A 16,409-nucleotide genomic window follows, 5' to 3' on the forward strand; every position below is an offset into this window, starting at 1 on the left:
AACACCGTTTCAAATGTAATTATATTTTTAGACTAATACTCAAAAACGTCACCAAAATCAAAGGATAAAGAGAATCTTAGGGTGTTTTCTAAAGGATTGTTAACAACTGTGTTGCTAATCAAGTAAGATAGATCTACACTAAAAGCACTTGCTTTAAAACCCAAACCTAATGTATAAAAGTTTCTGTTTCCTTTGTTTTCATTTTCTTTAAAATAACCTGCTCTAAAAGCAAACGCATTGTTATACAAATACTCAGCTCCCAAACCTATTGTCACCTCCTGTAATTCTTCTGAAAAACCACCTGGTGCATCACCAAAAGAGCTCACCACTCCAGAAATAAAGTTTTTATCATCTCCATCTACAGAAGGAACTAACAGTTTGGTAAATTCTAAAGTCAGCCCCACTTGGTTGTAATCATCCATGATAAAATCAAAACCTCCACCCAATTTTAAATTGGTTGGCAAAAATTCTTCTCTAGAAAACACACTTACCTTAGGACCTAAGTTAGTAATGCTAAAACCTCCTCTAATCACACCATTAAATTCAGAAAATGGCATTTCATCAGAGATATAATATCCAGAAATATCTACAGCAAAACCATTTGATGGTTCAAAATCCGTAAGCGAAGTTCCTGAAATAGTCAAGTCAGACCTCATATACCTCAATCCAACAGACATAGAGTAATTGTTACTTAATTTTAAGGCATAGGCTGCATCTATAGCCAATTCGTATGGTGACCCCGTAGAAGAGCCTGTTCCATCAGCTTGTGTCACTTCAACTTCACCATAATTAAAATATTTTATTCCTCCTCCAAATGCACTTCTTTCATCAATTCTTTGTTGGTACGTTATATTTCCTACATAAATATCATCGGTTAAATTTCTTAACCAAGGAGTATAGTTGATAGCAAAACTTGCCTCTGTTTTTTGAAAAACCATTTTAGCACTGTTATGGAACATTGAATTTGCATCTGCAGATGTTGCAACCCCTACATCTCCCATACCTGCTGCTCTTGCATCTGTAACAATATTTAAAAATGGAGCTACGGTTGTAATTGCATTACTTTGACTATAAAACTGAGAGCTTACAGTTGCTAACAGTAAAAATAAGTTGATTTTTAACTTCATACTTTTTCTAGATTTCTTTAGTTCTTACAATATTACTAATTTTTCTACCTTTTCATCTGATTGACCTGAAATTATTTCTTTTACAGATAACTTGTACAAGTACACTCCTTTTCCTAATCTATTTCCAAAATCATCTTTTCCATCCCAAGTTACCGTTTTTATAATCTCTTCCGAATTTATACTTGAAGAAATAATGGTTTTGATTAATTTTCCTGAAACTGTATATATTTGAACTTTAATTTCTAACGGATCTCCTTGCCTATTGTTCTTAAACCAAAACTCTGTGTGATTGATAAATGGATTTGGGTAATTAAGTACTTTACTTATTTTAAAGCCTTGATCTTGCTGAACATAGAAGTTTAACGTTTGTACTGATGAATTGTTGTGAGAGTCCCATGCTTTTAATGTAATTGTATGATTTCCTTCTGTCAACTCAGCCAATTCGTATGTTACAATACCTTGAGTAAAGTCATCTTTTTCTGTAGTATAATATTCATTTAGTGTAATTGGATTTGCCGAATCTCCATCTACAACTAAAGAAATTGTATGTCCTATGGAATTTAAAGAGGTATTAATCCCATTATCGTCTTGCAATTTTGCCAATAAAGTAGGTGTTGAATTTGTATTCCCTCCATCTATAAAGGACTCATCCTCCATAAATAAATTGATAACTGGTGGTGTATTATCCTCTTCTACCGTGTTGTCTATTCCACCTACTTTGTAAGAAAAATCACTACCCGTTTTTTCTTCGTTATTAGAAGATGCATAAAAACTAAACTTGGCATTTTCAGGAACTGTATTTACATCTTTAGGCAAAATAAAATCAAAAGAAAACTTTCCGTCGTTGATGGTTGCATCACCTACAAACACCTTGTTTTCTAGAGATTTAAAATAAACTACATTGTTTTCATTATAAGGAAGCCCTATAGAAGTACGTTCATTTAACAAAGTTTGTCTTTCAATTTCTTTGTCATACAAAATCACAGATAAATTACCATTAAAATCAACTAAATCAGTAATGGATACATCGTAATTTCCTGATGAATTTAAAACGCTGTCTTTTTCTACAATCCTTCCTGTCACCCTTAATTTAGACAAACCATTTAGTTCTGTTACCGTTTCTTTAGTCTCTATATTGGTTTCTGAATCTGTAACGTATTTTTCAATTTTATCAATTTCAATCCCTTCTTTAGGTAAAGACAATTTCATTGCAGGATCTCCAAAAAAGTAAACAAAAAACTCATCACTCAAAGTAATTCTATTTTTTACATCTTTTAATGCTTCTGCAATCGTTCTAACCTCACCGTCAAAACTATACATATAATCTGCTAATAAATTATTGATTGTTTCTGCGGATGTAATTCTAATTTCTCGCGTAGTCGTAATCATAGAAGATGTTCCTCCGTATGCTGCTTGAATCAATTCCTCTCCCGCTGAGAGAAAACTAGGATCATCAAATCTTGAAAAATCGCAAGTAACCGTAACGAATAAAGGTAAATTATTCACATTTCTATAGGTTCTAATCTTAGCTATATCTAAAAAATTCTCCTCTGCTAAAGTGGATGTATTTCCATGTCCAAAATAATTGATCACCAAAGAACCTCTATTAAATGCATCGTCAAACTTTTTTACAATATCAGGATAAGTTCCACCTCCAGAGGTAATAACTTCTACAAAAGCATCAGAATACAACTTTGTTAGGTTCAAATTCTTATTGTTTTGTTCTATAATCAAAGCTGACTCCTCTAAATACTTAATCAAAGACTGATCGTCTCCTTCTTGCCCATCATCCCCCAATAAGGTCAATTTATTTTTCCAAGCTCCAAAAGAGTTGGTGCTGTAATAATTTAATACTTTATCTACAAATTGTTTGGCTTTGGTTGGTGTGTCTACCGGAATTCTACCCGTAACAATATCTAATTTACCAGACAAAGAAAGTTCGCTATTGTCATTAATGTCATCATTCTCATCTAAGTAAGCATAATAGTCATCTGAATTGTAAGAACTAATTAAATTGTTACTAACTTTAGACAAATAGACAGGTACAATGTTTCCACTTTTGTATGTAATTTCTTTGTAATCGAAAGAAGCATCTCCAAAAAGACACAAATATTTTAGTCTAGTTTCGTCTGAACTATCACTGTCATATATGTATTTTACAAAATCTCTAATTGCAGTAATGTCAGGAGAACCCGAACCAAATTCATTGTAAATTTCATCCAAATCAACCACTTCTACATTTATAAGTGTATTATCATCACCGCCAATTGTGGTATGTGTTCTATGATAATCTGCCAATCTATTAGCTTGCGCAAAAAAATCTTTTTGAGTAATGATTAAATATTGAATATTTTCTAAAGCATGTAAATTCTGATTGGTAACATTTGAACTTCCACTAAGTTTTATTGGAGTATATGCATCCGCAACTTTTACTGTTTGATACGAATCTAACACACCATCCGTCAACTCTTTAAACCTAAAAACGCTAGAGTCAGTATCAATGTCTTCAAGATTTTTTGGATTGTTAATATCTGTAACATTCCACACATAATCAATTTCACTTTGGTTAGACAATACATATTCTAAAACAGCTCCAGAACTAGTAGAATTGAAATTTAAAAATCCAAACTGCTCTCCATCAGCTATCAAATATCTATCTGCCACCAGCTCAAAATAATCCAAATGTCCTTGAGCAGACAAATCACCACTGTTATCCCATGTTATGTTTAACAATAAATCATCTGCTTCGGCCACAAAACTCGTTGAACCCTCACTTGTATTAAACCCAACAATATTGGTATTTGAAATAGCTGAAAAAGATCCGTTTAACACTCTAACACTTGTTCCAGATTTTACATAATCAATACTATAATTGGTACTATTAGATGAACTTGCACTAAACCTGCTTCTTAAAAAGACTGGAGTTGTTTTAACTAAATTTTTAAATTCAAATTCAAAAGGCTGACTTTGATTCACCGAAAAATCTTCTCCATACCACTCTCTTCCCGCTCTTATATAATTCATCAATTCTTTTTCGTGAACTATATAGTCTGTAAATGTATTTATTTCTAAACTTGATGACTGAGCAACGGATGCTAAGCTTGATATTCTTTTCCCATCAAGCCCAGAATCTACATTGATAAAATAATACGCATAATCTGAATATATATTTTGCTCATGCTGAATGGAATTTCTATTTGTCAGTTTCCAGCCCATAGGCCCTTGTGCATAAAAAAGCACATAATCTTCATTATTAAAAACACCATCGTTTTCACCAACTACTAAAATTGCATTTTCAGTTAAATCTTCTTTCCTATCATCTTTTAAAAGTTCTGGCAACATCAAACCTCCATTTCCAAAGACTCTTATTTTTTTAGGATCTAATCCACTTGTCCTAATTCCTATAGAATTAAAAAAAGAAGCATCCATTTTAAAAACACCAGATTTATCAACTGCAATTTTATACCATGTTCCAGAACTTAAAACTGAATTTTGAATGACTTTTGTACTATTAATTTGCGAAAACCTAGCATTTGATGAAGTCGTATAAACAACATCAAAAGAAGTTACTTGAATGACTTCTCCACTCGTGTTTTTATACAAAGGAGTTGCTTCTACACTATAAAACTCAACATTTCTTTCTTTAACAGTTCTTATTATAGGACTGAATGAAGTAGGCAATTCTTTAAAATCTACATCGCCTAAATTGTTAATTGCAATCTTTTTTTCTTGAATATTCTCAAAAGAATACGTTTTAACACTTCCACTTTCTGTTTTTTCCCATTGGTTAAAAAAGACGGGGACATTACCGTTTACCAACTGAACACCAGCACCATACCAAAACAACTCTTGAGAAACCTTATCTGTTTTTTGAAACCAATCTATTGAAAATGTTTTTTTTTCCTGACCCATTGCCTTGAAAAAAATAAACCCAAATAAAAACAAACTAAGTAACCTCATTATTACAATATTTATTGCACGAATATAAGAATTTAGACTTTGTATATTATAAATTGTATAATTAAGTATTATGTAATATCTTGCAAGCAATTAACAAAACTGTGATTCATTATTTTATGAAGAATATCCTAAAATCATCGTTAGTATACGGTAGTATATTATTAGTTATTTCTAGTTGTAGTAAACAACAAAAAGGCCTTGGTAGTACAGATCGATATTCAGAAAATATTGGATTTGACTTTAGCGACCCTGCATATGGAGGATTGTCAAAACTTTCCAATTCAGTTGAATTAGAGGCTCCAAACTCAATGACTTACGTTGAAGGTGGAGTTTTTGTTATGGGACAAGTTCAACAAGATGTTATGAACGAAGCTGATAACAAACCAAGAACTATGCATGTTTCTAGTTTCTATATTGACCAAACGGAAACTACAAACAAAGAGTATTTGATTTATTTAGATTGGCTAGAAAAAGTTTTTCCTCCAGACAATCCTAAATACAAACACATCTATAGTGCTGCATTGCCTGATGAAAATGTTTGGAACAATCCGCTAGGAAATGACAGAGAATTGACAAAAACTTATTTCAGACACCGTGCTTATGAAGAGTATCCTGTAGTAGGTGTTAGTTGGAGACAAGCCAATGATTATTGTACTTGGAGAACCAACAGAGAGGCAGAGATGAAATTTATTGAAGAAGGAATTTTAAAACCTTTATTTGACAACAGCGAAATTACCGTAGAAGGTAGAAACCATTTTGATGTTGAAGTTTTTGAGGCAGATCCAAAATTATTATTCAACGGAAACTATTCTATTTTTACAGAATACGTAACTCAGTCTGACGAAACTGTAACAGATTCTGTAAGCAGTGAAACTGATAAAGGAAACATCAAGCTTAACATTGATAAGTTTTCTCCTTCTCCAAGATTCAGACTACCTACTGAAGCAGAGTGGGAATATGCAGCTAGAGCTGACATTGACAATCGTCAATACAATTCTATTAGAGGAAGAAAAAAATATCCTTGGTCTAGCGCAACAACAAGAAACGAAAAAGACAAATATTACTTACAACATGCCAACTTTAAAGAATCTAGAGGTAACTATAGTGGTATAGCTGGCTGGAGTTCTGACTATGGTGATATTACAACACCTATCAAAAGCTTCCCTCCAAACGCATTTGGTTTGTATGACATGGCAGGAAACGTAGCCGAATGGGTGTTTGATGTTTACAGACCTTCTATAGATACTGATCTTAATGATTTTAACTATGCTAGAGGTAACATCTTCAGAAAACCTAAATTGGATGAAAATGGAAATGTAATTGTAGCTGATTTCAATACTATTACCTACGATACACTTCCTAATGGAAAAATTGTTCCTTCTGAATTGCCTGGACAAATTATAAAAGTTCCTGTATCTGGAAATGATACTTACTTAGATCTAAGCTACCAAAAAGCTGACAATAGAGATTTTGCTGATGGTGATCCTGAATCTAGTAGAGATTACCAAGAAGAAGATCTTGATAGAAGAAAGTCTATGTACAATTCACCAGTAATCACTCAACCAGTACTTGATGAGCAAACAGGAGAGTTGGTATATGTATATGATAAAAAACCTAGAACTACATTAATTACGAACTATTCTAGAGTATACAAAGGTGGTTCTTGGAGAGATAGAGAGTTTTGGTTAGATCCTGCTCAAAGAAGATTTTTAGAAGAGTACATGTCTACAAACTACATAGGTTTTAGATGTGCTGCCAGTAAAGTTGGAGTAAGTCACGAAAAACCTAAGTTCCGTCTTTTTAACAATTAAAAAGAAAACTTAAATATTAAAAAAGAAAGCCCAGTATAAATTTTATACTGGGCTTTCTTTTTTAATTCAACTTATAATCAAATCCTTCTTTGTCTAAATAATCAAACAGTTCTGTTGAAATATTCAACTTAAAAGTTCTAGATGGCATTTCAATATCTATTTTATGCTTTTCAGAAACAATATGAAAACCTACCGTTTGTTTTGCACCATCTCCTGTAAATCCAGACAAAAGCATTTCTAATTGCTCTACCCTATCTTTTTTAATTTCATTTAGACTCAACCTAAAAGTAATTTTTTTACATTTTTTATCCATCACATCAGACAGAAGTAGAAAATCTGAAAACTTCTCTCGAGGAGTTCCTTCTGTTCCATCCTTTTGCATCCACCCTTTTTGAATGGTTCCATTGATATACAAAAAAGAATTGGGTACTAACATGTGTCTAAATCTTAAATAGTCTTCTCCAAACAACCTAAACTCATGAGAATCTGTATAATCTTCAATAATAAAAGAGCCCCAACCGTTACCATTCTTTGCAATTCTATGTTCTGCACTGACTAAAATTCCTGCAAAAGAAAAGTTTTTTCCTACATGTTTTTTCAAATCATCTTTAAACAGACTTACGCCACAATTGGTGAATTTCATCTCATTTCGATAATCATCTAAAGGATGTGCAGAAATATAAATACCAACCACTTCTTTTTCTTTAGAAAGTGTTTCCATGGTTCCCCAAGTTTCACAAGGTGGTACCGTTGGTTCTGGTAACTGAATATCCGAAGCTTCACCAAACAAAGATACTTGTGCAGAATTGATACTTTCTTGATAAGCATGACCAAATTTCATTGCTTTTTCTAAAAAAGTCATTCCTTTTTCATCCGCAGCAAAAAATTGAGCTCTATGTACATTTCCAAAAGAATCAAAACCTCCTGCAAGAGCTAATCCTTCAAAAGCTTTTTTGTTACAAGTTCTTAAATCTACACGTTTGGCTAAATCAAAAATAGAAACATAAAATCCGTTTTCTTTTCTTTCATTAATTATTCCATCCACAGCAATTCCACCAACACCTTTGATAGCAGCCATTCCAAAACGAACAGCACCTTCATCATTTACCGAAAACTTGGCATAAGATTCATTCACGTCAGGCCCTAAAACTTGCAATCCCATACGTTTACATTCCTCCATAAAAAAGGTAACCTGCTTAATATCATTCATGTTGTTAGACAACACTGCTGCCATGTATTCTGCGGGATAATGTGCTTTTAAATAGGCAGTTTGATAAGCAACCCAAGCATAACAAGTAGAGTGAGATTTGTTAAAAGCATAAGAAGCAAAAGCCTCCCAGTCTTTCCAGACTTTTTCCAACTTTACAGCATCATAACCTTTTGCAACCGCTTGAGTAATAAACAACGGTTTCATTTTTTCAAGTACTGCTATTTGTTTTTTACCCATTGCCTTACGTAAAGTATCGGCTTGCCCTTTTGTAAAACCAGCCAAACTTTGAGACAACAACATCACCTGCTCTTGATACACAGTAATACCATACGTTTCAGCCAAATACTCATCCATATCTGGTAAATCGTAGACTATTTCTTCTCGTCCATGTTTACGATCAATAAAGTTGGGTATGTATTCCAAAGGCCCTGGTCTATACAAAGCATTCATCGCAATCAAATCCGCAAAAACGGTCGGTTTTAATTCACGCATGTATTTCTGCATTCCTGGAGATTCATATTGAAAAATACCGACGGTTTCTCCTCTTTGGAACAATTCATAAGTCTTTACATCATCAATTGGAAAAGCTTCTGGATCTAATTCTATTCCGTGTCTTGCTTTTACAATTTCACAAGTATGTTTGATTAAAGTTAGGGTTTTCAATCCCAAGAAATCCATTTTTAACAATCCCGCACTTTCCACTACGGAGTTGTCAAATTGGGTTACATACATGTCTGAATCTTTGGCTAAAGAAACAGGTACAAATTTGGTGATATCGTCAGGAGTAATAATTACTCCACACGCGTGAATTCCTGTATTCCTTACAGAGCCTTCTAAAACTCTTGCTTTGTTGATGGTCTCTGACAAGGGTGTATCTTCGTCTGCCAAACGAATCAACTCTGCAATCATTTCTTTTTCTTCTGATCTTAAACCATCTCTTTTCGCTTTACTTTTAGGATCATCCGCCCAAATGTTTTTCAATTTGATTCCAGGAATCAACTTGGCTATTCTATCAGCCTCAAACAATGGTAAATCTAATACTCTGGCAGTATCTCGTATAGATGATTTTGCTGCCATTGTACCATACGTAATAATTTGAGCTACTTGATTGGCTCCATATTTATCAATTACGTAGTCTATAACTTTTCCACGGCCTTCATCATCAAAATCAATATCAATATCGGGCATAGAAATACGTTCTGGGTTTAAGAAACGCTCAAAAAGTAAATCGTATTTGATAGGATCAATATTGGTAATTCCCAAACAGTAAGCTGCTGCAGATCCCGCTGCAGATCCACGACCTGGTCCTACAGAAACTCCCATTTTTCTTGCAGCCCTAATAAAATCTTCCACAATCAAAAAATACCCTGGATATCCTGTTTTGGCAATTACATCCAATTCCAAGTCCAATCGTTCTCTAATAGCATCCGTAATATCTGAATATCTTTCTTTAGCTCCTTCGTAGGTTAAATGTCTTAAATAATTATTTTCTCCTCTTTTACCTCCATCTTCTAAATCTTTAGGATCTTGAAATTTTTCAGGAATGTCAAAAGCTGGCAATAATACATCTCTAGCCAACGTAAAAGGAGTAATTTTATCTACCAAAGCTTGTATATTCTGTATAGTTTCTGGAATGTCCGCAAACAATTCCTTCATTTCATCAGAAAGCTTAAAATAATACTGATCATTGGGCAATCCATAGCGATAGCCTCTTCCTCTTCCTATAGGTGTTGCTTGTTTTTCTCCATCTTTTACACACAATAAAATATCGTGAGCGTTTGCATCTTCTTGATTGATGTAAAAAGTATTGTTGGTAGCAACCACTTTTAAATCGTGCTTATTTGCTAGCTCAACCAAAACTTTATTGACAACATTTTCATCTTCTTGACCATGTCTCATCAACTCTACATACAAGTCATCACCAAACTGTTCTTTCCACCATATCAAAGCTTCTTCTGCTTGTTTTTCCCCTACGTTTAGTACTTTACTTGGAACTTCTCCATACAAGTTCCCTGTTAAAACAATAATATCTTCTTTATACTGTTCAACAATTTTTCTATCAATACGAGGAACATAATAAAAACCATCCACAAAAGCTGCAGAAGACATTTTGGCCAAATTATGATATCCTTTTTTGTTTTTAGCTAAAAAGACTACTTGGTATCCATTGTCTTTTTTGGTTTTATCTTTATGATTTTCACAAACATTCAATTCACATCCCACAATAGGAATTAGTTCTTTTCCTTCAAAAACCTCACCTTTTTCTTCGGCAGCTTTTTTTTGTGCTTGAACTCCTTTATTATAACCATCTACAGCATTGGTAAAATGAAAAGCAGCCATCATATTTCCAGTATCCGTCATGGCTACGGCAGACATATTGTCTTTTCCTGCAGTATTTACCAAAGCTCCTATTTCCATTGTTGACTGCAAAATAGAAAACTGTGTATGGTTGTGTAAATGAGCAAAGGGAATATTTTTCAACCTTTCCAATCCTTCTTTTACACTAATCCCCTTTCCTTTAGCTCCTGCTTGCTGAGCTTGATGCTTGCGTATTTTTTGACTTTCTTGTTTTAAGTTTAAATGTTGTAAACCTATAACTTGAATTGGCCTAGGATTCGCTTTTTTGAACCCTATAAAATAATCATGAGGAACATCTAGTTGTTCTTGAGTAAAATACTCTCTTCGAATCAATTCAAAGAAACATCTTGTTGTTGCTTCTACATCGGCAGTTGCGTTGTGAGCCTCTCCAAAATTTACTCCAAACAAATAATTATGTAATTCTGTTAACGTTGGTAATTTAAATTTTCCTCCTCTACCTCCTGGCAACTGACATAATTCTGCCGTAACTTCCGTACAGGTATCTAAAATTCCTAAAGAGTTTTTATCATCTTCCAACAAATCGTCAATTGCCAAAGGTCTATTGTTGGGTAATTTTGATTTAAAATTATAAGCATCCAAATCAAAACTATCAAATTGAAATGCTTTAAAATTGGGAGTTATTCCTGCTCTGATAAATTCAGCTCCCATAATATTGACATCAAAAGTCACATTTTGTCCTACCAGAAATTTAGATTTACTCAAAACGTTGTTGAATTTTTCCAAACCTTCTAATAAAGAAATTCCTTGCTGCTGAGCCAATTCTGTAGAAATTCCATGTATTTTTTCAGAATCAAAAGGAATGTTGAATCCATCTGGTTGAATCATAAAATTGTCATGTTCTACCACTTTCCCTAGATCATCATGCAACTGCCAAGCTATCTGTATACACCTTGGCCAGTTGTCCGTATTGGTCATTGGTGCTTTGTAACTTTTAGGCAAACCTGTGGTTTCTGTATCAAAAATTAAGTACATCTGCTATGTTTTGAGAAACGTTAAAATTACAAAATATCTGATTTAGAATAAGACTGTTTCAATTGGTAAAAAAAATAGTTATCAACCCTTAAAATACTTATATTTATTCTATATGTCTACATCTTTCAATTATGAAAAAAACAATCAAAAATACACATTGGGATATTTTAATAATTGGTGGTGGTGCCACAGGAATTGGTGCGGCTATTGATGCAGCTTCTAGAGGTTACAAAACACTGCTTGTTGAAAGAGATGATTACGGAAAAGGAACGTCTAGCAAGAGTACAAAACTGATCCATGGAGGAGTTCGATATTTACAACAAGGAAATTTTTCTTTGGTTCTTGAAGCATTAAAAGAAAGAGCTATTTTAAAAAGAAATGCTCCCCACATTGTTCACGATTTAAAATTTGTAGTCCCTACTTACGATTGGTGGGAAAGTCCTTTTTATGGTATTGGCTTAAAACTATACGATTGGTTGGCTGGAAAAGAAGGTTTTGGTGATTCTGAATTTTTATCTAAAGAAGAAACTGTAAAATACATTCCTACTGTTTCTCAAGAGGGATTGAGAGGTGGTGTTATTTATCATGATGGTCAATTTGACGACACTCGATTGTTGGTAAACATGATGCAGACTGCAAAAGAACAAGGAGCTATAATTCTTAATTATACTGAGTTTCTAGAATTCACGAAAAATGATCAAAATGTAATCTGTGGAGCCGTTATTCAAGATGTGTTTTCCAAAGAAAAAACTAAGATAAAAACAAAATCCATCATCAATGCTACGGGTGTATTTTCAGACAGTATACGACAAAAGGACGAACCTAGCCTTCAACGAATAATTTCAAGCAGTCAAGGAGTTCATATTGTTTTAGACAAAGAATTTTTACCTGGAAATACTGCTATTATGATTCCTGATACAGAAGATGGTAGAGTTTTGTTTGCTGTTCCTTGGCATGATAAAATTTTAATAGGAACAACAGACACTCCTGTTTCTGAATACTCATCAGAACCACTACCTAAAAAAGATGAAATTAATTTTCTATTGACACATGCAGCCAAATATCTGACTATGACCCCTACGAAAAAAGATGTTAGAAGTATTTTTGTAGGATTGAGACCGCTTGTGAAGAATGGAAATGCCGAAAATACAGCAGAAATATCTAGGGAACATGTTATTGAAATTAGTAAAAGTGGATTGATTAGTATTGCCGGAGGAAAATGGACAACCTACAGAAAAATGGCAGAAGATGTGATAGATAAAGCTACAATGGTAGCTTTAATTCCTTTTGTAAAGTCTGAAACTGAATTTTTGAATATTCATGGATATTGTACTCCCAATGCTCAACAAAATCTACTAGCTATATATGGAACAGATGCTAAAAACATTGAAGAATTAACAGAGAATAATCCTGAATTAGCAGTACAAATTCATCCTGATTATCCATTTATAAAAGCTCAAATTATTTGGGCAGCACAACAAGAAGATGCCAAAACAATAGAAGATGTACTTGCTAGAAGAATTCGTTTTCTCTTTTTAGATGCAAAAGCAAGTATAGATTCTTGCGAATTGGTTGCTAATTTACTAGCTGGTGAACTTGGCAAAGACAAAGATTGGATTCAAAAACAAATAACCGATTATACAGTTTTAGCCAAACAATACATTCTATAAATTTAAAAAGCTCATAGACTTATAATCTACGAGCTTTTTAAATTTTAAAGTTTTAATTGTTAAGCTTTTTCAGCAGCTCTAATTTCTTTAGCTTTCTGTTTTGCTTCTTCATTTCTATCAATCTTGTGCTCAGGTCTTGTCCATTTAGGATTTTCTCCTAAAGCATTGTATTGTGATTCTTCTGCTGCAACTGATTTTGGTTGTACTTTTTTAGTAAAAGGTTTCATTGCTGTCAATCCTAATTTATCAAACAATTTCATATCCTCATTTACATCAGGATTTGGTGTTGTCAATAATTTATCTCCAGCAAAAATAGAATTAGCTCCTGCAAAAAAGCAAAATGCTTGTCCTTCTTGAGTCATTTGTGTTCTACCTGCAGACAAACGTACTTGTGTTTCTGGCATCACAATTCTAGTAGCAGCTACCATACGAACCATGTCCCAAATTTCCACTGGCTTTTGATCTTCTAAAGGTGTTCCTTCAACAGCAACCAACGCATTGATTGGTGTAGATTCTGGTTGTGGATTAAGTGTAGACAACGCAACCAACATTCCAGCTCTATCTTCTATAGATTCTCCCATTCCTATAATTCCACCAGAACAAACAGTTACATTTGTTTTACGAACATTGTCTATTGTATCCAATCTATCTTGATATCCTCTCGTAGAAATAACTTCTTTGTAATATTCTTCTGAAGAATCTAAATTGTGATTATAAGCATACAAACCAGCTTCCGCCAAACGCTGGGCTTGATTTTCTGTTACCATACCCAAAGTACAACAAACTTCCATGTCTAATTTGTTGATGGTTCTTACCATTTCTAAGACTTCGTCAAATTCAGGTCCATCTTTTACATTTCTCCAAGATGCTCCCATACAAACTCTAGAAGAACCAGAAGCCTTAGCTCTTAAAGCTTGTGCTTTTACTTGTTGAACAGGCATTAAATCATTTCCTTCTATATCTGTGTGGTAACGTGCTGCTTGTGGACAGTATCCACAATCTTCAGAACATCCACCTGTCTTAATAGACAATAACGTTGAAACTTGAACCTCATTAGGGTTGTGGTGTAATCTATGTATCGTAGCAGCTTCATACAAAAGCTCCATCAAAGGCTTGTTATAAATTTCAAGAATTTCTTCTTTCGTCCAATTATGTCTTACTTCACTCATTACTTTGAATTTTTGATTCGGTAAAAATACTAAAATTTGATTCTATTAAAGACCTATTCCTCTTAAAACAATACTTACTGCATTACCTCCAAATCCAACAGCATTTACTAGAATACGTTCTATTTTTTTTGGTGATTTTATTTCTTTCTGATAAGGTACTTTTATAAATTTTTGCTTTTGCAACATTAGAATTGCCAATTCCATACTCAAACTACCTGAAGTACCTAAAGTATGACCTATTTTCCATTTGTTAGAAGTTAAAGCTGGTAACTCATTTCCAAACACTTTTTGTATGGCATTGTATTCAGAACGATCTCCTTTTATAGTACCTGGTGCGTGCATTATGATGATATCAATAGTTCCTTGAATACCGTCAATAGCCATTTTCATAGAATCTTGAAAACACTCCGCATTGTCTGTTATAGATATATTATGTTTCAATTTTTCTGTTGCATATCCTATAGATTCAATATAAGCAATTGCATTGTCTTTCAAACCTTTTTCCAAACAAAAGACAGCAGCACCCTCGCCCAAACACATTGTATTTCTTGTTTTATCAAAATCCAAAGCTTTACAAGGATATGCATCCATATTATCTGCATAAATTTTAATAGCCTGCATTTGAGCCAATGTGAAATCTGTATTTGGAGCTTCTGTAGCTCCCACCAAAAAACGATCAGACATGCCTGAATTCATCCAAGCAATTCCATTCAACACAGCATGTAATCCTGTAGAACATGTTATTGAATGAGATATTGTAGGACCTTTTGTCTGTAAATCATCAGCTACCCAAGTAGATAAATTTCCCAATGTAGTTGTAGGAGATGTTAATGGATGTGTTTTTCCAAGATTATTGCTTGAAAAATCATTGTAAAAATGTTCAAACAGTGAAGTTGCACCTCTAGAAGAACCTATATTAATTCCAAAAGTTGATTGATGAGTCCAATTAGCAGATTTAATTGCTTTTCTACCAACGTAAATTGCCATCAACACAGATTTGTCTAAATCTTTGTATTTGGGATTTGAAATTTTCAAAGCATGTAGCTCATTCTCTATTTCCTTAGGAACAACACTCAACCATCCTGCTATTTTACCAAACTCTTTAAAAGTCAAAAAATGTTTATCATCCACATAATTGTTCCAAACCTCCTCTTCATTCGTTCCCAAAGCGGAAACAGAACCATAACCCGTAATTGCAATCAACTCCATCTCAAAAAAATTTATGCGAAGATACTTACTAAAATAGTAGTTTCTGAAAATTAGCTTTTATTTTTACATAAACTTAGGATAAAACACATGAAAATAGTTCGCACTTCCATACTTTCCGAAATTAACACTAGTCACAACTCTGATGTTAAAAAGAAAGTTTTTATCGAAAAAGGATACATTCCTCAACTAATGATGTTTGGTTCTGCTACTTTTAAACCTGGACAAGAAGTGGAAAGCCATAAACACGATACGATGTATGAAGTTTTTTACATTCAAAACGGAAAAATTGATTTTATTGTAAATGGCGAAAAAATTGTAGCAGTCTCTGGTGATTGCATTACCATTGAAGCAGGAGAGATTCACTCACAGCACAATCCTTATTCGGAAGATGTTGATTGGATCTATTTTGGAATAGCAACCGATTAAATCTTTATGATAGTATTTGTATAAAACTTTCAATACTTGTGAATAAGTACTTCTTTGAATGTTGACTTATAAAGAGTAGTTTTATGAGAAATGTTTTGAAAATGCAAGCAAAAAAAAGTAATCAACAAACTGGGAATGAATTTGAAGAACAAGTCTTAGATTTTTTTGTTGAATTATTTGAACGAAAAGGTAACTTCTCTTGTTTGATGTTTTTTGTTCATAAGAACATCTTCTCATATATTTAAAACAAATCATACCGTTTAAATTAGTAGACTCAATGACCAAACAATTAAAAAAATTATACAGATTGTTATATTCTAACTAAATAACTGTTGTGAATTTATAAAAATCAGATTTATCCGTTGGAATGATCTTTAAAAATGACAAGTAATTCTTCTTTGGGCGTTTCCCCTTTGATTCGGGGTCGTGCTATCACTACTCGCTTTTTGTTTTAGGCAATTCAAACGCTCTAAACC

The 16,409-nt window shown here is 33.4% G+C and carries 8 protein-coding genes; 3 read left to right on the plus strand and 5 right to left on the minus strand.

Annotated features, from left to right (window positions below; translation table 11 throughout):
- Positions 1–32 precede the first annotated feature (32 nt).
- A complete protein-coding gene (porV, locus tag Q4548_RS08450; protein WP_303453681.1) occupies positions 33–1,127 on the minus strand; it encodes a type IX secretion system outer membrane channel protein PorV in 1,095 nt (364 codons plus the stop codon).
- A 24-nt stretch (positions 1,128–1,151) separates the two neighbouring features.
- Positions 1,152–5,087: a type IX secretion system sortase PorU gene (gene porU / locus Q4548_RS08455; RefSeq protein WP_303453683.1), complete on the minus strand. Its 3,936-nt coding sequence runs from the start codon at positions 5,085–5,087 to the stop codon at positions 1,152–1,154.
- Positions 5,088–5,203: 116 nt separating this feature from the next.
- On the opposite strand from porU, the gene gldJ reads away from it, so the two are divergent.
- Positions 5,204–6,898: a gliding motility lipoprotein GldJ gene (gldJ, locus tag Q4548_RS08460; RefSeq protein WP_303453685.1), complete on the plus strand. Its 1,695-nt coding sequence runs from the start codon at positions 5,204–5,206 to the stop codon at positions 6,896–6,898.
- A gap of 61 nt (positions 6,899–6,959) precedes the next feature.
- Here the strand turns inward: gldJ and dnaE are convergent, their stop codons facing one another.
- Entirely contained in the window at positions 6,960–11,459 is a 4,500-nt protein-coding gene (gene dnaE / locus Q4548_RS08465) for a DNA polymerase III subunit alpha (protein WP_303453687.1), read from the minus strand.
- 131 nt (positions 11,460–11,590) lie between these two features.
- Between dnaE and Q4548_RS08470 the strand changes: the two genes are divergently transcribed.
- Positions 11,591–13,129, plus strand: a complete 1,539-nt coding sequence (locus tag Q4548_RS08470; protein WP_303453690.1) for a glycerol-3-phosphate dehydrogenase/oxidase — start codon at positions 11,591–11,593, stop codon at positions 13,127–13,129.
- A 59-nt stretch (positions 13,130–13,188) separates the two neighbouring features.
- Here Q4548_RS08470 and bioB read toward each other — a convergent pair whose 3' ends face one another.
- Complete coding sequence (bioB, locus tag Q4548_RS08475) at positions 13,189–14,298, minus strand: biotin synthase BioB (RefSeq protein WP_303453693.1); 1,110 nt, start codon at positions 14,296–14,298, stop codon at positions 13,189–13,191.
- Positions 14,299–14,343: 45 nt separating this feature from the next.
- Positions 14,344–15,507, minus strand: coding sequence for a beta-ketoacyl synthase N-terminal-like domain-containing protein (locus Q4548_RS08480; RefSeq protein ID WP_303453696.1), 1,164 nt, complete (start codon positions 15,505–15,507; stop codon positions 14,344–14,346).
- Positions 15,508–15,594: 87 nt separating this feature from the next.
- On the opposite strand from Q4548_RS08480, the gene Q4548_RS08485 reads away from it, so the two are divergent.
- Positions 15,595–15,933 carry a cupin domain-containing protein gene (locus Q4548_RS08485; protein ID WP_303453699.1) on the plus strand — a complete coding sequence of 113 codons (339 nt, stop codon included), beginning with the start codon at positions 15,595–15,597 and terminating at the stop codon, positions 15,931–15,933.
- The last annotated feature ends 476 nt before the right edge of the window (positions 15,934–16,409 follow it).

This window comes from Wenyingzhuangia sp. 2_MG-2023, assembly GCF_030548295.1.
Taxonomy (GTDB): Bacteria; Bacteroidota; Bacteroidia; order Flavobacteriales; family Flavobacteriaceae; genus Wenyingzhuangia.